Annotated in this window: 18 protein-coding genes; 7 read left to right on the top strand and 11 right to left on the bottom strand. The window is 64.3% G+C overall.

Translation table 11 applies throughout. From position 1 onward, the window contains the following. Positions 1–142: 142 nt before the first annotated feature. Together AC0L3H_RS31150 and xseA are read right to left on the bottom strand one after the other, a co-directional pair. Positions 143–1,276, bottom strand: coding sequence for a DmpA family aminopeptidase (locus tag AC0L3H_RS31150; RefSeq protein ID WP_473588040.1), 1,134 nt, complete (start codon positions 1,274–1,276; stop codon positions 143–145). A gap of 9 nt (positions 1,277–1,285) precedes the next feature. Beyond that, entirely contained in the window at positions 1,286–2,851 is a 1,566-nt protein-coding gene (gene xseA, locus AC0L3H_RS31145) for an exodeoxyribonuclease VII large subunit (RefSeq protein WP_473588036.1), read from the bottom strand. Positions 2,852–2,966: 115 nt separating this feature from the next. On the opposite strand from xseA, the gene AC0L3H_RS31140 reads away from it, so the two are divergent. Next, positions 2,967–5,180, top strand: coding sequence for a putative bifunctional diguanylate cyclase/phosphodiesterase (locus AC0L3H_RS31140; protein ID WP_473588035.1), 2,214 nt, complete (start codon positions 2,967–2,969; stop codon positions 5,178–5,180). Between the two features lie 3 nt (positions 5,181–5,183). On the opposite strand, the gene AC0L3H_RS31135 is transcribed toward AC0L3H_RS31140, so the two are convergent. Next, on the bottom strand, positions 5,184–6,134 hold the full coding sequence (locus AC0L3H_RS31135) for a LysR substrate-binding domain-containing protein (RefSeq protein ID WP_473493454.1): 951 nt from the start codon (positions 6,132–6,134) through the stop codon (positions 5,184–5,186). A 233-nt stretch (positions 6,135–6,367) separates the two neighbouring features. Between AC0L3H_RS31135 and AC0L3H_RS31130 the strand changes: the two genes are divergently transcribed. Next, the gene (locus AC0L3H_RS31130; protein ID WP_473493453.1) at positions 6,368–6,652 is read left to right on the top strand and encodes a DUF1127 domain-containing protein; all 285 of its coding nucleotides are present in this window, start codon (positions 6,368–6,370) and stop codon (positions 6,650–6,652) included. 137 nt (positions 6,653–6,789) lie between these two features. On the opposite strand, the gene AC0L3H_RS31125 is transcribed toward AC0L3H_RS31130, so the two are convergent. The 5 genes from AC0L3H_RS31125 to AC0L3H_RS31105 form a co-directional block, all read right to left on the bottom strand. Further along, positions 6,790–7,014, bottom strand: a complete 225-nt coding sequence (locus tag AC0L3H_RS31125) for a type II toxin-antitoxin system HicB family antitoxin (protein WP_091595262.1) — start codon at positions 7,012–7,014, stop codon at positions 6,790–6,792. Between the two features lie 262 nt (positions 7,015–7,276). Then, positions 7,277–8,161 (bottom strand): DUF937 domain-containing protein, encoded by an 885-nt coding sequence (locus AC0L3H_RS31120; RefSeq protein ID WP_473588034.1) that lies wholly within the window; start codon positions 8,159–8,161, stop codon positions 7,277–7,279. Positions 8,162–8,275: 114 nt separating this feature from the next. Beyond that, positions 8,276–9,649, bottom strand: a complete 1,374-nt coding sequence (locus AC0L3H_RS31115) for a glutamate--cysteine ligase (RefSeq protein WP_091595268.1) — start codon at positions 9,647–9,649, stop codon at positions 8,276–8,278. Positions 9,650–9,906: 257 nt separating this feature from the next. Next, positions 9,907–10,641: a 16S rRNA (uracil(1498)-N(3))-methyltransferase gene (locus tag AC0L3H_RS31110; RefSeq protein WP_473588039.1), complete on the bottom strand. Its 735-nt coding sequence runs from the start codon at positions 10,639–10,641 to the stop codon at positions 9,907–9,909. Between the two features lie 31 nt (positions 10,642–10,672). Further along, positions 10,673–11,350, bottom strand: coding sequence for a hypothetical protein (locus AC0L3H_RS31105; RefSeq protein WP_473588033.1), 678 nt, complete (start codon positions 11,348–11,350; stop codon positions 10,673–10,675). 87 nt (positions 11,351–11,437) lie between these two features. Here AC0L3H_RS31105 and AC0L3H_RS31100 point away from each other — a divergent pair, with 87 nt between their 5' ends. Then, complete coding sequence (locus tag AC0L3H_RS31100; RefSeq protein WP_473588038.1) at positions 11,438–12,136, top strand: type 1 glutamine amidotransferase; 699 nt, start codon at positions 11,438–11,440, stop codon at positions 12,134–12,136. Between the two features lie 283 nt (positions 12,137–12,419). Beyond that, positions 12,420–12,551 (top strand): hypothetical protein, encoded by a 132-nt coding sequence (locus tag AC0L3H_RS31095; RefSeq protein ID WP_258124092.1) that lies wholly within the window; start codon positions 12,420–12,422, stop codon positions 12,549–12,551. A gap of 5 nt (positions 12,552–12,556) precedes the next feature. Here the strand turns inward: AC0L3H_RS31095 and AC0L3H_RS31090 are convergent, their stop codons facing one another. The 3 genes from AC0L3H_RS31090 to AC0L3H_RS31080 are packed head-to-tail and all read right to left on the bottom strand — an operon-like array spanning position 12,557 to position 15,355. Next, entirely contained in the window at positions 12,557–13,330 is a 774-nt protein-coding gene (locus AC0L3H_RS31090; RefSeq protein WP_473588032.1) for a metallophosphoesterase, read from the bottom strand. A gap of 35 nt (positions 13,331–13,365) precedes the next feature. Then, on the bottom strand, positions 13,366–14,502 hold the full coding sequence (locus tag AC0L3H_RS31085; RefSeq protein ID WP_473588031.1) for an alpha-hydroxy acid oxidase: 1,137 nt from the start codon (positions 14,500–14,502) through the stop codon (positions 13,366–13,368). 49 nt (positions 14,503–14,551) lie between these two features. Continuing rightward, a complete protein-coding gene (locus AC0L3H_RS31080; protein ID WP_127318954.1) occupies positions 14,552–15,355 on the bottom strand; it encodes a FadR/GntR family transcriptional regulator in 804 nt (267 codons plus the stop codon). A 197-nt stretch (positions 15,356–15,552) separates the two neighbouring features. Here AC0L3H_RS31080 and AC0L3H_RS31075 point away from each other — a divergent pair, with 197 nt between their 5' ends. The 3 genes from AC0L3H_RS31075 (at position 15,553) to AC0L3H_RS31065 (ending at position 19,065) form a co-directional block, all read left to right on the top strand. Next, positions 15,553–16,896, top strand: coding sequence for a DUF3422 family protein (locus AC0L3H_RS31075; protein WP_473588030.1), 1,344 nt, complete (start codon positions 15,553–15,555; stop codon positions 16,894–16,896). 157 nt (positions 16,897–17,053) lie between these two features. Beyond that, entirely contained in the window at positions 17,054–18,550 is a 1,497-nt protein-coding gene (locus AC0L3H_RS31070; protein WP_473588029.1) for an FAD-linked oxidase C-terminal domain-containing protein, read from the top strand. A 50-nt stretch (positions 18,551–18,600) separates the two neighbouring features. Continuing rightward, positions 18,601–19,065, top strand: a complete 465-nt coding sequence (locus AC0L3H_RS31065; protein WP_473518095.1) for an endonuclease domain-containing protein — start codon at positions 18,601–18,603, stop codon at positions 19,063–19,065. Positions 19,066–19,462 lie beyond the last annotated feature (397 nt).

The raw sequence follows: 19,462 nt of genomic DNA, 5'->3' as shown, positions 1-19,462 counted from the left end.
AGCCAGCATGTTGAATCAAATCCCCGCTGATTTGGGAATCCCCCTTCGATTCAGCCTCTCTTCATCCCGCTCTAGCGAGTGACATGCCGACCCGGCGAAAGGCATCTCTTCACCTGTGCGACGCGTGACACGCCGCACAGTTCTACTTTCGCTGCCTAGCCCCGAATTTGTTCTTGAGCCATGCCGTTGGCAGCGCCGGCACGAAATTGCCGTCGCGCCCGGTCATGTCGTCATTGGCGACCAGCGCATTGAGGATCGCTTCCTCCACACTCCCGATCACGGCGTCGAAGAACGGGTCGATGTCGGTATCCGGGATAAAGTCGGCGCTGGCGATGCGGCCTGGCGGCGCCAGCGCCGCCTCGCGGTTGGCGGTCGAAAAGGCCAGGAAAATATCGCCCGAGCTGTGATAGCCGAAGCCGCCGGTCATGGCGACGCCGAGCGGCGCCCGGCGTGCCAAGCGCTTCATCTGATGCGGCAGCAACGGCGCATCGGTGGCGACGATCCCGATGATTGAACCCTTTTCCGCACGCGGCGTGCTTTCGCGGATCGCCGGTTCGATGAGATCGGGCCCGGCGCGCAGGCCGCGAATGGTAAAATTGCTCCGCCTGCCGAAATTCGCCTGCACGAAGGCGCCGACCGTGTAGCGCCGGCCGTACCATTCGACGAGGCGCGATGCCGTGCCGGAGCCTGCTTTGAAACCGAAGGCGATCATGCCGGTGCCGCCGCCGACGCTGCCTTCCTCGATCGATCCGCTGGTCGCGCCATCGAGGGCCGCGGCGACATGCTCAAACCCGAGATGGTGGCCATTGATGTCGTTCAGGAAGCCGTCATAGGTCTCCGCCGCCACCGGCAGGCCCCAGCCGCTGTCGAGCGCGGCCGGCAGCACGCGCTGTATCCAGCGCAGCGTTCCGTCGCGTGAAACGCCGCAGGAATGCGTGTTGGTGATGGTGATCGGAAAATTGAAGGCACCGGTTTCCTCGATGATGTGCGAGCCGGTCAATTCGCCATTGCCGTTCTGGCCGAAAATGCCGGCAAAGACCGGCGTGGCCAGCTCGGCGCGCGGTCTGGGCAGGATGGCGGTCACGCCGGTGCGGACCGGCCCCTCGCCGACCACCAGCGCACCTTCGCCCGAAATCAGCGTCGAATAACCGACCGCAACGCCAGCCACATCGGTGATGGCGTTGAACGGTCCGGGCGTGCCGTCAAAACGAATGCCGAAGGCTCGCGCGCGCTGCTTGCCGGAAGGCGTCGTCTGGTGATGTGGATTGCCGGAAATCATCGGCACTCAAAACAGCGAGCCTTGGCTGCCGGGCTCCTTGGCTTTGGCGGCCGGCTTTGCAACAGTTTTCGGCCGTGCCGTGCCGCCGGTCGCAATCGCATCGGCGGTCCCGTCGGCGAACTCCAGCGAAAGTGCCAGCCCCGGCGTCACTTCCGCCGCTTGCTTGATCACCGCCCCGTCGGCGTCTTTCACCAGGGCGAAGCCGCGCGCCAGCACCGCCTTGTGCGACAGCGTCGCCAGCAGCCGGTCGGCCTGGGTCAGTTTCCCGCGCAAGCGCTCGAGCCGCACCGAAATCACCCGGTCCTGTCGTCGCGACAGCGCCACCAGGGCATCTGCCTGCAATTTCTGCCGCCTTGCGAGCGGCGCCGGCGACAGCCGCGCCGCGGTGCGCGAAAACCGCGTTCGCCGCTCGCGCACGATGGCGAAGAACGCCGCTTGCGCGCGGCCGAGGTCGCGGCCGGCCAGTGTGCGGGCCTCGTTCATGCGTCGCGACAGGGTGGCCGGCGTCAGCCGCTGCGCCTGAAGCCTGGCTCGCTTGCGCTGGACGCTGACGGACAGCGCTCGGCCAAGCCGGCTCGTCGCCTCGTCGAAGCGCCGGCGCGGCAATGCCAGCAACTGGTCGGGCGAGGGCAGCGCCCGGGCGGCGGCACGCACCGCCTGGCGCTTGCGCTCGAAATTGCGCGATACCGCGGCCTTGAGCCGCGCACCAAGGCCGGCAAGCGTCACTTCGAGGTCGGCGCGCACGGGCACGGCGATTTCGGCGGCACCCGTCGGTGTCGGCGCCCGCACATCCGCCGCCAGGTCGATCAGCGTCCAGTCCGTTTCATGGCCGACGGCGGAAATCACCGGAATGCGCGAGGCGGCGACGGCGCGGGCCAGCGCCTCGTCATTGAACCCCCAAAGATCCTCGAGACTGCCGCCGCCGCGCGCCACGATCAGCAGGTCGGGCTGCGGGATGACGCCATCCTGCGCCAGTCCGTTGAAGCCGTTGACGGCGGCGGTCACTTCGGCGCCGGCCGTTTCGCCCTGCACCCGCACCGGCCAGACCAGCACATGCAGCGGAAACCGGTCCTTGATCCGGTGGATGATGTCGCGGATGACAGAGCCTGTCGGCGAGGTGACGACGCCGATGACGCGCGGCATGAACGGCAGCAAGCGCTTGCGGCCGGCATCGAACAGGCCTTCGGCCTGCAGCCGGCGCTTGCGCTCTTCCAGCAGTGCCATCAGCGCCCCGGCGCCGGCGGGCTCCAGATTGTCGATGACGATCTGGTAGGTGGATTTTCCGGGATAGGTGGTGAGCCGGCCGGTGGCGATCACCTCCATGCCTTCTTCCGGGCGGAACTTCAGCCGGCCCATCGTGGTCTTCCAGACCACGGCGTCGAGCCGTGCGCGGTCGTCCTTGAGGCAGAAATAGGCATGGCCGGAGGAATGCGGTCCGCGATAGCCTGATATTTCGCCGCGCACCCGGACATTGCCGAAGACGTCCTCGACCGTGCGCTTCAGCGCGCCGGAAATCTCGCTGACTGTGTATTCGGTGGCGTTGGTACGTGATTCGGATGCTGCGTCGCTCATTGGCCGATTGGGGGGCGGTTGTTGGCCGGCGTCAAGGCCGTCGCTCGTAGCCGACGTCATAACTCGATCTTAACCCGATCTGATGACTGTGCGGAAAAGAGAGTGGCCAGGACGCATGAGCCGTCGTCTTCAACGCAGCCCATTAACGTTCCAGGTCACGCTGACGGTGATGGCGCTTGCCATTTTCGCGCTTGCCATGGTCGTCGGCTTTGGCTTTTACGCCACTGTGCAGGCGGATAGCGTCTCCCTCGAGCGGCAGAAAATCCTTTTCGCCAACGGCATGCGGGACCGGATGGCGGCGGTGGATCGCGAGCAGGAAAGCATCGCAGTCTGGGACGATTCCGTCATCAATGCCAAGGCCGGCAACGTGGACTGGATGATCGATAACATCAGCGTCTGGATGTATTCCTACTATGGGCATGATCGGGTCTATGTACTGGATGCCGCCGATCGTCCGGTCCATGCGATGCGTGAAGGAAACGTGCTGGCGCCGGCGCGTTACAGCGAGGATGAACCGGTTCTGTTGCCCACGGTCGAAAGGGTGCGCCGGTTGATCCGCGAGCCGGCGAAAGAAGACCTGGCCGGCGGTCCGGTCAAATTGGCCGCAGGGGATCTGGTGGAGCTTGACGGAAAACCTGCCATCCTCAGCATCATGCCGCTGGTGCCGAGTTCCGACCGCGTCATCCAGACGCCTGGCAGCGAATACCTTCATATCTCGGTGGACTTCATCACCGACGCGCTGCTGGCCAAGATCGCCGGGCAATATCTGTTGGCGGGCGCCCGCCTGCTGCCGTTGTCGCAGCCGGTCGGCGGGGCTGCCATTCCGCTGGTCGACTCACACGGCGTCATCCTGGCTTATGCCGGCTGGGATCAGGAGCGGCCCGGCAGCGCGCTTGTGCGCGAGGCAGGGCCGGCCCTGATCGGTGGCGCGCTGCTCGCGGCAGGTGTCCTGGCATTCCTGCTGCGCCGCCTCCGCCGTGCATCGTCGGCGCTGCAGACCAGTCAGGCCGAGGCGCAGTATCTCGCCTTCCACGACACGCTCACCGGCCTTCCCAACCGGGCGCTGTTCGAGGACCGGCTCCGGCGCGCTTTGCTCACGGCCAGTCACGAAACAGCCAAAGTGGCACTGCTTTATCTCGACCTCGACCGTTTCAAGCACGTTAACGACACGCTTGGCCATCCTGCCGGCGACGAGCTTGTCCGCCAGACCGCCGCGAGGCTCCAGCAGGCAATCCGGGAGGTCGACACGGTGGCACGGCTCGGCGGCGATGAGTTCGCCATGATCCTGATTGATGTTGACGACATCCGAGGCGCCGAGGATGTTTCGGAGGGTCTGCTTCAAAAGCTGCAGGAGCCGTTCAAGCTGGCCGACGACCAGGTTTTTGTCAGCGCCAGCATCGGCATAGCATTGTCGACCGGTCCGGATGCCGATGCGGACGACTTGCTGCGCAAGGCCGATATCGCGCTTTATGAAGCCAAGAAGAACGGCCGCGGCCGCTACCAGGTCTTTGCCGGCGACATGGACGACCTCCTGTTGCGCAAGCGCCAGGTTGAGAGCGAGCTTCGCCATGCCCTGAATGGCGGAACCGGGATCAAGCTGGCGTATCAGCCGATCTTTGCGGCGGACGGCAGCACGATCCTCGGTGCCGAGGCGCTGATCCGCTGGGGACATGAGGTCCACGGTGGCTTGCCGCCAGCACAATTCATCGCCATCGCCGAAGAACGTGGCATGATCGGCCAGCTTGGCAAATGGGTGCTGCAAGAGGCTTGCCGCTTCGCTGTCGGCACCGAATTGCCTTGGGTGGCCGTCAACGTGTCGCCGCTGCAACTGCGCGACACCGGTTTCGCCGAGCAGCTTGCGGCAGTTCTCGCCGAGACCGGATTGGCGCCAGGGCGCCTGCAGCTCGAGATCACCGAGGGCGTGCTGTTGGACAACAACGATACGACCAGGGCGGCTCTGGCTGCCTTGCGCCGGTCGGGGATCGCCATAGTGCTCGACGATTTCGGCACCGGCTATTCGTCGCTGAACTATCTGCGCCGCCACGCCATCGACAAGCTCAAGATCGACCGCTCCTTCGTGAACCTCCTCGGCCGCGACGAGAGTTCGGCGGCGATCGTCAGGGCGCTGGTCGATCTTGCCGACGCTCTTGACGTCGGCGTCACCGCGGAAGGCGTGGAGACCGAGGAGCAAAAGGCGCTGCTCGTCGCCATGGGCTGCCGAGAGTTTCAGGGCCACCTGCTGTCGCTGCCGCTGGAGCCGGCGCAATTGCTGCGGCTGGCCGGCCTTTTGTCTGGCAACGACAGCACGCCGGCAGCAGTTTCCGCCTGATCCTTACCACCCCGGCACGATCTGGTTCGGCTTGCCCCGCTTCATCTTCGAAAAGGCTGCGAAGTCGAAGTTTCCCGTCTCTTCGCCGAGCGGCACGGAAATATTGTCGAGGCTTTCCGAAATGTGACGGGCCAGCGCGTCGACGATCTCCGGCCGCGACGTCTGGCCGCGCATGATGCCGATGCGGCAATCGGGCAGGACGCCGAACCCGTCGGCGTCGCCCAGCACCCGCATGCCGGGGCGCAGCGCGCATTCCGGCAGCACCGAGATCGCCAGGCCGGAAAGCACCGCGGCGGTGATGACGGTCGCCGAGAAGCTGGTGAATAGGATGCGGTAGTCGCGGTTCTGCCGGTCGAGCACGTCGACCGCGGCCCGCCGCCAGATGCAGTTCGGCCGGCCGAAGGCCATCGGCAGAACGTCCTGTTCATGCGTCGCATGGTTGGCCGAAGTCACCCACAGCAGCGGTTCGCGCCGCACCACTTCCGACTGGCCGTGCGCGTCACTATGCGTCACCAGTGCCAGATCGAGATTGCCGCGCTTGATATGCTCGACCAGCCCCGGCGTCGGCTCGCAGATCACGGTCAGTTCGACACGTGGGTTGGAACGGGCGAAGCGGGCCATGATCTCGGGCAGGAAGCGATCGGCATAGTCGTCCGGCGTGCCGATGCGGATCGTGCCTTCGAGCCGCCGGTCGTCGAAGGCGGCCAGCGTTTCCCGATTGAGGAACAGCAACCGTCTTGCGTAGGAGAGCAGCCTGTCGCCTTCCTCGGTCAGCCTGTTGGTGCGCCCGTCCTTTTCGAACAGCGGCTTGCCGATCCGTTCCTCCAGCCGGCGCATCTGCATGGATACCGCCGACTGGGTCCGATGCACCGCTTCCGCCGCGCGGGTGAAGCTGCCGGTGTCGACGATTGAGACGAAGGTCTGCAACTGATCGAGATCGAGTGGCGCTTTCATCGGTCTAATCCATCACTAGAGTTGATGCTAAAGATTAGAAACATTCGTTGGATTAATCAATCGAACGATGGCAAATTTACGACTGTCCACATGACGGCAATGCAGGTCGCCTAAAAGTGGTCACCGGTTTTAGGACAACGACCTGCATTTTCTATGTGAATCGGGACCGGAACGGCGGCTGTTTCCAGCGCCGATCGCCCGTCTTCGTCCGTTCGAATATGAAGGAGACTGACATGGCTACGTTTGATTTCGCCACCGAGACTTCGCGCATCACGTCGCGTCCGGCTATTGCGACGCGCGTGGTCAACACCATCTCCAATGTCTATCGCGCTTGGAAAAACCGCCGCGCCTTCTATCGCCTTGGCGAGATGTCGGACGCCGAACTTGCCGACATCGGCTTGACGCGCGGCGATCTCCACGTCGCTATCGAGGTGCCGTTCGGCCGCGATCCAACCGAGAGGCTTCGCGCCATCGCGGCCGATCGCACGGAAACGATCGAGGATATTGCCCGCAGGTGACCTGATCGCGCTGGCTGCGTGCCCTTTGGGGCACGGCGCTAAAGCACTTCGCAGGCCCCCACTCCCTGCCGGTTTCCCCGCCGGCCCGCCTGCGCACTGCCCGGTCCTCCCAAGGATCGGGCATTTTTCTTTTTGAATCAGGCGAAGGCCAGCTTTCGCGACGGCCGTGGTACCGATCTACCAACTTCGTGCGCGGCTTCTATCCAGGATGATATGGCGTCCTGGACGTTCGCGATGGCCTCTTCAGGAGTATCGCCATCGCTCATGCAGCCGGGCAGGTCAGGTACCAGCGCCGAAAATCCGCCCCCGTCTTCCGTAGCCAGCGGTGCGATGACGACCGGATATTCAAGTTTTCCCGTCATGTCTCTTTGCCTCGTCGATGAATGCCACGAGTTTTCGAATATATACGGGTTTGATGGGGCGTTTGAAAGGCACGGTCAGAATGTCGGTCATTGCTGAATGATAGACCTTGTAATGCGACCCACCGGATCTTGGCGGCACACAATAGACGCCTGCCTCGTCACAAACTGCCTTTACATCCGATATTGACCAATCGCCGCGAGGGTTGCGGCGCATCTGCTCCAATCTTCTGCTCACAGGATCTCGACTCGGGTGCTTGCCACGCTAGCGCCGGTCCATGCCTCGCTTGAACTGATCGAAGATCGACTCCATGCCCTTCTGGTAATCGTCGCGTTGCTGCGCACCTGCCTCGAACATCTTGCCGAACAAATCGTCGAACGGATTGCGTGGCCTGCCGCTCGGATTGGTCTGCGGCTGCGGCGCTTCGCGTTGCTGCGGCGCTTCGCGCTGCGGCTGTTGCGCGCCGCCGCCGAACATGTCCTGCAGCACCTTGCCGAGCGGATTGTCGCCGTAGGGATTGGGCGCCTGCTGCGGCTGACCCTGCGGCTGCTGCGCGCCGCCGAACATGTCCTGCAGCACCTTGCCGAACGGATTGTCCATCGGGCCGGGCTGCCGTGCCTGGCGCTGTTGCGGCGGCTGCGCGCCGCCGCCGGCCTGCCGCATCATCTGCTCGATGATTTCGCCGAGCGGATTGCTGCCGCCGCCGAATCCGCCTGCTGCCTGCATCTGATTTGTGGTCTGCTTGAACAGGCCGCCCATCATCATCGAAGCCATGACCGGCAACATCTGCTGCAAGATCTGCTGGCTGACGCCGCTCGCATGCGCTGCCTGGCTGGCAACGGCGCGGGACAGGTCTTTTGAGCCGAACAGATGGCCAAGAATGCCGTTGCCTTCATCGACGCCCTGCGGCGAGAAGGCACGGCCTGCGTCCTCGAAATATTTGGCGTGCTGGCCACTGGCCATTGCCGTCATGAACGCGCCGAGCCCGTAGGGGTCGGAGGTGCTGCGCTTCAGCCCCTGTGAAAAGGCCGGCAGCAGCGCCTCGACCGCCGATTGCGCTTGCTGCTGCGAAAGGCCGAACTGTTGGGCCAGGGCCTGCATGCCGTTGCCGTTCTGCGCCTGCGCCAGAATGTCGAACAAGGAAGCCATTGGTTTTCTCCTCGGGAAAATCCTCGTAGGAGAGCCTACCGCATCGGCCCGAAAATCGGAATCGATTTCGGAAAGCGCGTTTCCCGAGCCTTCGGCCAAGCCGATAGCAAACGGCTAATACGCATACTCCATGAACACCGGCTCGATCGAGCCGCCCCAGCGCGTATGATAGGCGGAAAGCAGTTCCTCGGCGCTGGTGGTGCCGCGCGCGACGACTTCGTCCAGCGTGCTGAGGAACGACGTTTCGTCATAGCCGTCGCGGTTCTTGCGGCCGCGGTTCTTCAGCCCCATGCGCGAGATGACGAGCACGTCGCGGGCGATCTCGCGCAGTGTCGTGTTGCGGAACGGCGCCGAAATGCCCTGTTCCGGCACGGCGTTGCGCATCGCCAGCACCTCTTCATAGCTCCAGCTCGAGGTCAGCGCCTCGGCCGCGTCGAGCGCCGCCGCGTCGTAGAGCAGCCCGACCCAAAAAGCCGGCAGCGCGCAGATGCGCCGCCACGGTCCGCCATCGGCGCCGCGCATTTCAAGGAAACGCTTCAATCGCACGTCGGGAAACAGCGTCGACAAATGGTTCGCCCAATCGCCCATCGTCGGCAGCCCGTCAGAAATCTCGTTGCGGGCCGCACCTGCCATGAACTGGCGGAAGGTGACGTGCGTCATGTCGTGGTAGTGGCCGTCGCGGATGACGAAGTACATCGGCACGTCGAGCGCCCATTCGACATAGTCGGCGAAGCCGAAATCGGGCGAGAAGCAGAAGTCGAGCAGGCCCGAGCGCTGATTGTCGGTGTCGCGCCAGATGTCGCCGCGCCAGCTCTGAAATCCGTTGGGCCGGCCCTCAGTGAACGGCGAGTTGGCGAACAGCGCCGTCGACAGCGGCTGCAGCTTCAGCGACACCTGCATCTTGCGGCGCATGTCGGCCTCGCTCTCGAAGTCGAGATTCACCTGGATGGTGCAGGTGCGGTACATCATGTCGAGGCCCTTGCTGCCGACCTTGGGCATGTAGCGGGTCATGATCTCGTAGCGCGACTTTGGCATTTTCGGCGTCTCGGCCAGCGACCATTTCGGGCTGCCGCCGAGGCCAAGGAAGCGGATGCCCATCGGCTCGGCGATCTCGCGCACCTGCGCCAGGTGCGCATTGCCCTCGCGGCAGGTCTGGTGGATCGTCTCCAGCGGCGCGCCGGACAGTTCGAATTGGCCGCCGGGTTCCAGCGAGATCGCTCCCCGGCCGGTCGGCTCGACCAGGCCGATGATGCGGCCAGCATCCATGATCGGATCCCAGCCGAGTTTTTCCTGCATGCCTTCGAGAATGGCGCGGATGCCGTGCTCGCCGCCATAGGGCACCGGCGCATTGCCGTCGACATAGAACGGGAATTTCTCGTGTTCGGTGCCGATGCGCCATTTGTCGCGCGGCTTGTTGCCTTCAGCCAGGTGCTCGACAAGCTCGTCGACGCCTTCGATCGGCCGGAAATCGGTTGTGTCGCGCGCCATTACAGGTCCTCTAGCATATGACCCCGAAAATCGGCTTCGATTTTCGGAAAGGATCATGTGCCCAATCAAGTGCTACAGCGTCCTTTGCGCGTCCGAAAGGACGCGCGGCGCTGTAGGTGGTCGGACGACCGCCGGCGCTAGATGGACGAAATGTCAGTAGGCGATCAAGCGAAAAATCCTGAGCCACAGGGTAACTGGAATTGATTGGCTGCTTCTTCCTTCTCCCACAAGGCCCACAAGGGGAGAAGGGAAGTGCCTCACCAATCGCCGATTGTCGCCTGTATCACCGCCAGCGCCGCCACCGCAGCCGTGTCGGCGCGCAGGATGCGCGGCCCGAGCGGAATCGCGGTGACGAAAGGCAGCGCCCGCAGCATCCTTCGTTCCTCGTCGGAAAACCCGCCCTCGGGGCCGACCAGCAGCCCGAGCTTCTTCTCCCGCACCGCCTGCAGCGCCGGCAGCGGATTGTTGGTGGAAGCATCCTCGTCGCAGTAGATCAACCGCCGCTCCTTGTCCCAGCCGGCCAGCAGGCGCTCGATTTTTTCCGCTTCGCGCACTTCCGGCACCGCAAGGATGCCGCATTGTTCGGCGGCCTCGACGACATTGGCGCGCAGCCGTTCGATGCCGGGCTTTGCCACCTGCGTGTGCTGGGTAATGACCGGCTGCAGGACGCCGGCGCCCATCTCGACCGCCTTCTGCACCAGATAGTCGAGCCGACCCTGCTTAAGCGGCGCAAAGCAGTAGACGAGGTCGGGCAGCGGCGGCTGCGGCCGCTGCAAGGCCAGCACCTTCAGCCGCACTGTCTTTTTGGACCTGGCGGCGATAGAAGCCGACCATTCGCCGTCGCGGCCGTTGAACAACAGGATTTCGGCGCCCTCGCCGAGCCGCAGCACATGCATCAGGTAATGGCCCTGCTGCGGGTTCGCCTCGAACTCGATATCCGGTCCGAGGTCGTCCGGCACGAACAGCCGCTGCATCTTGTAATTGGCGCGCATCGCCGAGGAATGGGCGAGCCGGCTCTTGGCGTCAAGTCTCGGCCGACGGATGCCACACTGGCACATAGCCTTGCCTCAGCACGGCAACGGTGGTCGCCGGCGTGAGCAGGCGGATTGGATGGCCGGCAAAACCGCCGAACCCCACGGGATCGCCGTCCACCGGATCGCCCCCCACACGATCACAATAGCCTGCGAACGACCAGCGCAGCGCCTTGCCGCCGCGCATCGCATAGGCATTGCCGCCGTCCGCAACCATGGCGCCGTCCGGCAACCCGGCAAGCTCTTCCGCGGATACGACCGGTGCCTGCCCACCCGACGCCAGCCGCTCCCTATGCAGCCGCTTGTCGACCTGCGGTGCGCGCGGCGCGGCAATGCCGAAGGCCATGCCGAAGCGCCGGACGAAGTCCCTGGCCCGCTCGCGCCGGCAGAAGAAGCATGGCCGATGCCCGGCCGAGAGCGCGGTCACCTCGTCCAGGAAAAACAATTCGGTCCAGCCGGCCTTGCCGCCGTTCCGGTTGCGGCCCATCGGCTCGCGTCGCACATCGCGGAATCCGCATGCGCAGATGATCCAGGCCTGCAGCGCCCAGCGCTTTTTCAGCAGCGTCTTCGTTTCGGGGTCATGGATGATGCCGCGATTGCCCATGAACAGGCCGCGCTCCGGCACGGCGTGGATGACGCCGAACGGGTCGACCCGATTCTGCAGTGGCATAGCTTTCTCCCCGAATACGTATCTTGGCCGGAATAACGGCGGCATGATATCGCTCGTCGCATCGTTTTCATGTCAGCAGGTTTTTCGATGCGGGTGCTGGTGGTCCAGAATTTCGACAGCGAGGGCCTTGGCCAGATCGGCGCAGCGCTTGTCGAGGCAGGCGCCGATATCGACCTGCGCCGGCCCTATGGTGGCGAGATGCTGCCGCAGGACAGCGCTGCGCACGACGCCATGGTCGTGCTCGGCGGCGCCCAGAATGCGCTGGACGACGAGATCTGCCCGTATTTTCCTGAACTTCTCGACCTGACGCGCGATTTCGCCGGCAAGGATCGCGCCGTGCTCGGTATCTGCCTTGGCAGCCAACTGGTGGCGCGCGCCTTCGGCGGCGAGAACCGGATCGGCGGCGCCTCGGAATTCGGCTGGCACAAGGTTTCGCTCACGCCGGCGGCGACGGCCGATCCGGTGCTCGGCGCGCTGCCCGAAAATTTCCCGATCTTCGAATGGCACGACGACACCTTTGTCTTGCCCGAAAATGCCGTGCGGCTCGCCGGCAACGAAGTCGCCGAGAACCAGGCGTTTCGCATCGGCCGCGCCGTCTATGGCTTCCAGTTCCATTTCGAGGCGGACCGGCCGATGGTCCGCGACTGGAGCGCATCCTTCGCATCGCTCATTGCCGAACGGCACCCGGACTGGAGCGATCGGCTCGACGACGAAATGGCCCGCCACGGAGCGGCTGCCGATGCCGCCGGGCTGGCCATCGCCCGCGCCTGGGTGGCGACGATCTGATCAGTCAGTACCGACGTTGCATATTTGGCACGCCGGTAAAAATCCGCTGTGGACAGCATGTTTCGTGCTTGGCTTGTGGCCGCCCGCCACCCTAGAAGGCACGCGCTCTGCATCGTCCGTGCAACGCGATGAACCTTTTGGGTCACTCGCGCGACACATCGCCGATACAGAACATGCCTAAAAGCGCGAAATCGTCGAAACTTTGAGACGCATTTTCCGTTTCAACCCATTCGTAACCCGCCCCGTGCACAGATGCAGAAAGCCTAACCAAGAGATGACGTCCGTGAAAGCAGCGCTTCTGTCCTTTGTCATGTTGTCGGCCATAGTGTTGTGCGGCTTCGGCACCTACGCCGGCGACGCAGCCAACAACCACAACGCCGTCGACGGCTACGGCGTCACCGCCGCGCTTCGCTAAACGCTTTAACCCCTCTCGCCTGACACCACCAGGATACGCTTGTCGGCTCCGTCGACGACGAGCGCGCTGAGGTTTCCCGTCTGGTAGGCGAGCGTGTCGATATTGACTCGGTTGACCATCACCTCGGCCTCCGGCACCGGCGTGTGGCCATGCACCACGATTTTTGGATGCAGGCCGGAATGAGTGTGGAAGACATCGCGGATCCAGATCAGGTCCTGCGCACTCTGACTTTCCAGCGCAATGCCCGGCCGGATGCCGGCATGGCAGAAGAAGAAGTCGCCGAAGGTCAGTGAAAACGGCAGCGACTGCAGGAACTCGACATGGCTTTTCGGCACGGCCTCGACAAGCGCTGCATGGCCTTGCCGCAATGCCGCCTCGGACCTGCCGAACCACGCGCCACCACCTTCATTGAGCGCTACGCCATAGGATTGCGCGGTCTGGATGCCGCCATAGCGCATGAAAAGCCCGTCCGCATCGGGAGTGTCGAGGAAGTCTAGGAAGCCGATGTCGTGGTTGCCGGCGAGCATCAGGTGGCGCGGGTCGCGTTTTCGCACTTCGATCAGGAAATCGATAACGCCCTTGGAGTCCGGGCCGCGGTCGACATAGTCGCCGAGATGGACGACACGCCAGTCGACCGGCCGCGCCTGACTGATCTCGGCCGCAATCCGGCGGTACATGGCGGCGAGCAGGTCGAGCCGGCCATGCACGTCGCCGACCGCATAGATGCGCATGCCTTCCGGTCCGCGCGCGTCGAGAAAGTGGATGCCGGGGGCAGTCAATGCTTCCATCTCCGTGACCATGCCGCCACGGGAGTCTAACGCCGAAGCTGATCCTTGCCCATGTCGGTCACCAGACGCTTTCCGCACAGTGCCAGCGTTATGTCCATCTCCTTGCGGATGATTTCCAAGGCTTTGGTGACTCCTTCCTTGCCGAGCGCGCCGAGGCCGTAGAGGAAAGGCCGGCCGATATAGGTGCCCTTGGCGCCGAGACACAGCGCCTTCAGCACGTCCTGGCCAGAGCGGATGCCGCCATCCATATGCACTTCGATCGTGTCGCCGACCGCGTCGGCGATTTCTTCCAGCACCGAGATCGACGACGGCGCGCCGTCGAGCTGGCGTCCGCCATGATTGGAGACAATGATCGCGTCGGCGCCGGTCTTGGCCGCCATCAGCGCGTCCTCCTTGTCGAGGATGCCCTTCAGGATCAGCTTGCCGCCCCAGCGCTCCTTGATCCAGGCGACGTCCTTCCACGACAGATGCGGATCGAATTGCTCCGTCGTCCACGACGACAGCGAGTTGAGGTCGCCGACGCCCTTGGCGTGGCCGACGATGTTGCGAAAAGTCCGGCGCTTGGTGCCGGCCATGCCAAGGCACCAGCCCGGCCTGGTCGCCACCTGCCAGACATGCTTCGGCGTGAAGCGCGGTGGCGCCGACAGCCCGTTGCGGATGTCCTTGTGGCGCTGGCCGAGGATCTGCAGGTCGAGCGTCAGCACCAGCGCCGAGCACTTCGCCGCCTTCGCCCTGTCGATGAGACTGAGGACGAAATCCTTGTCGCGCAGCACATAGAGCTGGAACCAGAACGGCTTCCTGGTCACCGATGCGACATCCTCGATCGAGCAGATGCTCATCGTCGACAGCGTGAACGGCACGCCGAATTCCTCCGCCGCCTGCGCCGCCAGCATCTCGCCGTCGGGGTGCTGCATGCCGGTCATGCCGGTCGGCGCCAGCGCCACCGGCATCGCCACCTTATCGCCGATCATGGTCGATTCCAGCGAGCGGTTGCTCATGTCGACCAGCACGCGCTGGCGGAACTTGATCTTTTGGAAATCCTCCTCATTGGCCCGGTAGGTGCTTTCGGTCCATCCACCGGAATCGGCATAGTCGAAGAACATCTTCGGCACGCGGCGGCGCGCCAGGTCCTTGAGATCGGCGATGGTGAGGATCATGCTCATAGGCTTCCCGCTGATGGTTCGCTAATTCGTCGCAATTCTTGGCCGGCGCTCACGAGCGTTTCCGTGCCGGCTCGCTGTCGCCGGCTTCGGAGCGCTGCATCAGCCTCAGCCGCGACACGCGTTGCCAGTCGCCGCTGCGCTCGGCCTCGGCCATGGTGCGTTCGACATGGGTGATGTGGTCCATCGCCGCCTGCCGCGCGGCCGCCGGATCGCCGGCCTTGACCGCCGCGTAGATCGCCCGGTGCTGCGAAAGCAGCGCTTCGCGCGCGCCCGGCACGTTGAACACCAGGAGCCGGTTCTGGAAGACGCCCTCCGACAGCAGCCGGTAGCACGAGCGCAGCGTGTGCAACAGGATGATGTTGTGCGCGCATTCGCAGATCGCGTGGTGGAACTCGACGTCGATTTCCGCCTCGTCGTCGAAATTTCCGGTCCGGTGCGCCTCGTCCATGCGCGCCATGATGCGGTCGAGCAACGCCAGATCGTCTGATGTGGCGCGCCGCGCCGCATACTCGGCCGCCACCGCCTCGATCTCGCGGCGGTATTCCAGATAGTCGGTCGCCGCCTTGCGATGCATGGAGATCAGGTCCGTCACCGGCTTGGTGAACAGCTGGCCGATGACATCGGCGACATGGGTGCCGCCGCCGGGCCGGGTCGTCAAAAGCCCGCGCCCCTCCAGCGCCTTCAACGCATCGCGCAGGATCGGCCGCGACACCTCGAACCGGCGCGCCAGCTCGCGCTCGCCCGGCAGCCTGTCGCCGGTGCGCAGAACGCCTTCGAGGATCAGACTCTCGATCTGCTGCACCACCTCGTCGGCGGTGCGGGAATGCTCGATCCTGGAGAAAATGTCGCTCAACGGGGATGGCCTGGGGATTGAACCGGTATGGCGCAGGATAAAGCCAGTGTCGGCAACTGGTCAAATTATTTATCCAGTTCGCCCGTTTGGCCGGGCCGACGTCGTCCCGGCATATCGCTTTCGGCTAATTTGTCGTTTGCGTGCCCCGGCAATTGGCTCTAGAGGGACGCGAGTGCACCAGGCCCGGGGGACCAGCCGTGGCAGATGACCCGTCCAATCCAAAATTCCAGCCGCGCGTCGAGGGCAGCGTCATGGGCTTTCCCGCGCATGAGGGACGGCCTGGCGCGCTCGGCGAGGTTCACGCCCGTCCGCATCCGCTGGTCGAGAAGCCGCGCGTGCTGGTGCAGCTTTCGTTCATGACCGAAGCCGGATCCGGCGTCGACCAGGCGGTGCTTTCCGAACTGTCGCGGCGCCTCGGCATCGCTGCGCCGGACCCTCATGCCCGCCACCACGCGATGAAGTGGGGCAAGGGCTCGCTGCGCTGGGAGCGGCATACCGAATTCTCCACCTATCTGTGGGAAGGTCCGCTCTCCGAGAGCGGCCAGCGCCAGGAAGGTTCGCCTTTCGGCAACGGCTTTTCGCCGCCGGGAACGGTGATTTCCGGCATCAGGCTCGAAATCCGCAAATGGACGCAGGCGAGCGAAAGGCTGATCGCCGGCTTCGACCCGACCAGCCTGTGCTATTCGCTGGTCGAGCGCGGCAACGCCGCCATCGTCACCGATTTCCGCCAGGACGGTGACGGCATGACCCGCATGCTGGTGCTCGACCGCGGCCTGACGCCGGCACGCACCGGCGCGCTGGCGCAGCGGCTGATCGATATCGAGACCTACCGCACGCTGGCCATGCTTGGCCTGCCGCTGGCGCTGATGCTGTCCGGTCGCGCCCGCCGCATCGAAGACAGGCTGGCGCAGACCACATTGGAAATGAAGGTCGTCGAAACCCGCGACAACCAGACGCTGCTTGCCGACCTGACCGAGCTTGCCGCCGAACTGGAGGCCGATGCAGCCTCCAGCCTCTATCGCTTCGGCGCCAGTCGCGCCTATGACGGCATCGTCCGCGAACGGCTGGAGGCGCTGGAGGAAGAGGCGGTGCCCGGCTACGACACCTGGGGCGGCTTCCTTCAGCGCCGCGTCGCCCCCGCCATGCGCACCTGCCGTTCGGTCGAGGAGCGTCAGGCCAATCTGTCGACCAAGCTCACCCGCGCCACCACGCTGCTGCGCACCTGGGTCGACGTCGAGGTCGAGAAACAGAACCGCGATCTGCTGGCGTCGATGAACAACCGCGCCCGCCTGCAGTTGCGGCTGCAGCAGACGGTGGAGGGTCTCTCGGTCGCCGCCGTCTCCTACTACGTCGTCGGGCTCATCGGCTACCTCGCCAAGGGCGCCTCGATCTTCGGCCACGCCGTCGCGCCCGAGGTCGTCACCGCCACCTCGGTGCCGCTCGCCATCCTGCTGGTCTGGTGGGGCGTGCGCCGAGTGCGCCGCCTGCACTCCGAACCCGCCAAGCCGGCAGGCGAGCAGGCAGGCAATCTCCCACCTTGAGGGGGAGATGTCGCCGAAGGCGACAGAGGGGGGAGAAAGTCAGCGCTTCCCTCTCGCCGACCCGCGCAAGATCGTCCCGATTTCGGCCAAAGCAGGATTTGCAACAAGCGCCTGCCGCTGGTAAAAGATTTTTACCAGTCGATCGAAGGAACTGTCGATGTCCGGCCTGCTGATGCCGAAGCCAGACGACGCCACGATGCGCCGGCGCGACGAGATCGTCGCCGATATGCGCATCATCGTGCCCGGCGAGGGCGTCGTCGACGCGGCAAATTCGATGCGCGCCTTCGAGAGCGACGGCCTCACCGCCTATCGGCAGCTGCCGCTGGTCGTGGTGCTGCCCGAAACGGTGGCGCAGGTCTCGCGCGTGCTGAAATATTGCAACGACCGCAACATCCGCGTCGTGCCGCGCGGTTCCGGCACCTCGCTGTCAGGCGGCGCGCTGCCGCTGGAAGACGCCGTGCTCTTGGTGATGAGCAGGTTCAACCGCATTCTCGAGATCGATTTTCCCAACCGCATCGTCGTCGCCCAGCCGGGCGTCACCAATCTCGGCATCACCACCGCCGTCGAGCAGGAGGGCTTTTATTACGCCCCCGATCCATCTTCCCAGATCGCCTGCTCGATCGGCGGCAATGTCGCGGAGAATTCCGGCGGCGTGCATTGCCTCAAATACGGCCTCACCGCCAACAATGTGCTCGGCATCGAGATGGTGCTGATGAACGGCGAGGTGGTGCGGCTCGGTGGCAAGCATCTCGACGCGGAAGGCTACGACCTGCTCGGGGTGATGACCGGTTCCGAAGGCCTGCTCGGCGTCGTCACCGAGGTCACCGTGCGGATCCTGAAGAAGCCGGAGACGGCGCGCGCGCTGCTGATCGGCTTCCCGACCAGCGAGCAGGGCGGCCAATGCGTCGCCGACATCATCGGCGCCGGCATCATCCCGGGCGGCATGGAGATGATGGATCGTCCGGCGATCCATGCGGCCGAGGATTTCGTCCATGCCGGCTATCCCCTGGATGTCGAGGCGCTGCTGATCGTCGAGCTCGACGGGCCGGGCGTCGAGGTCGATCATTTGATCGGCCTGGTTGAGGCAATCGCCTATAGGAACGGCTCGACCACATGCCGCATCTCGCAATCGGAGCAGGAGCGGCTGAGTTTCTGGGCCGGCCGCAAGGCGGCCTTTCCGGCGGTCGGCCGCATCTCGCCGGACTATTACTGCATGGACGGCACCATCCCGCGCAAGGAACTGCCGCGCGTCCTGCACGGCATGCGGGAACTCTCCGAAAAATACGGGCTCGGGGTCGCCAATGTATTCCATGCCGGCGACGGCAATCTGCATCCGCTGATCCTCTATGACGCCAACGTGCCGGGCGAGCTCGACAAGGCGGAAAGTTTCGGCGCCGACATCCTGCGGCTTTGCGTCAAGGTCGGCGGCGTGCTGACCGGCGAGCACGGCGTCGGCGTCGAGAAGCGCGACCTGATGCCGGAAATGTTCAACCAGATCGACCTCGACCAGCAGATGCGGGTCAAATGCGCTTTCGACCCCAACCATCTGCTCAACCCGGGCAAGGTGTTTCCGCAGCTTCGCCGCTGCGCCGAGCTCGGACGCATGCACGTGCATCGCGGCCAGATGGCGTTTCCGGACATTCCGAGGTTTTGATGGTAGCGTCGCGGAATGGCGGTTCCTCGCCCCCGCAAAGCGGGGGAGAGGTGGCTCGGGCAAAGCCCGAGACGGAGAGGGGGGCGACCGACACGCCGAGCCGGCGTTCACCTGAGAGGATCACACGTGCCCGCGCGCTTCGCCGCGGCGACAATCAGGCGGAAGCGACCCTCTGGAACGAGCTGAAGGCCAAAAGGCTAGGCGGATACAAATTCGTGCGCCAGATGCCGATTGGACCGTATTTTGCAGACTTCACGTGCCGCAGCGAAAGGCTGGTCGTGGAACTGGACGGAAGTCAGCACGCCGACAATTCCTACGATCGACGGCGCGATGAATTCATGCGCGGTGAAGGGTTCTCGGTGATACGATTCTGGAACTTCGACGTTCTGAAAAAACCGAGGAGCGTTTGCGAGACTATTCTCGCGGCGCTGGAAGGGCGATTAGCCGAAGACGTGTCTGCCCCAGACCTGCGCTTCGTTTTTGCGGCCAAGAAGATCGGGGACGACGCCCTATGATTGCCCCCTCTCCGGTTTGCTTCGCAAACCACCTCTCCCCCACTCTGTGGGGGCGAGGAACCCAAGTTTTAGCGTTCCAGGATAGGGGTTCCTCGCCCCCGCAAAGCGGGGGAGAGGTGGCTCGGGCAAAGCCCGAGACGGAGAGGGGGTCTGCGGCCGATGTGCCAAGCCGGCGTTTCCTCGAAAAGAACTCCCGTTCCCCCGTGCTTCGCCATCGCAAAAAGCACGCCGAAACGACCCTCTGGATCGAGCTAGGGGTCCAATACAGCTCCTCGCGAAATGTCATAGCTCCGCTTTTTCACAGCCAAGAAGTTTGGAGGCGACGCCCTATGATTGCCCCCTCTCCGGTTTGCTTCGCAAACCACCTCTCCCCCACTCTGTGGGGGCGAGGAACCCA

It is taken from the genome of Mesorhizobium sp. WSM4816, from assembly GCF_055811535.1.
Note: the sequence above shows the minus strand (reverse complement) of the source record. Positions and strands in the feature narration are given on the sequence as shown.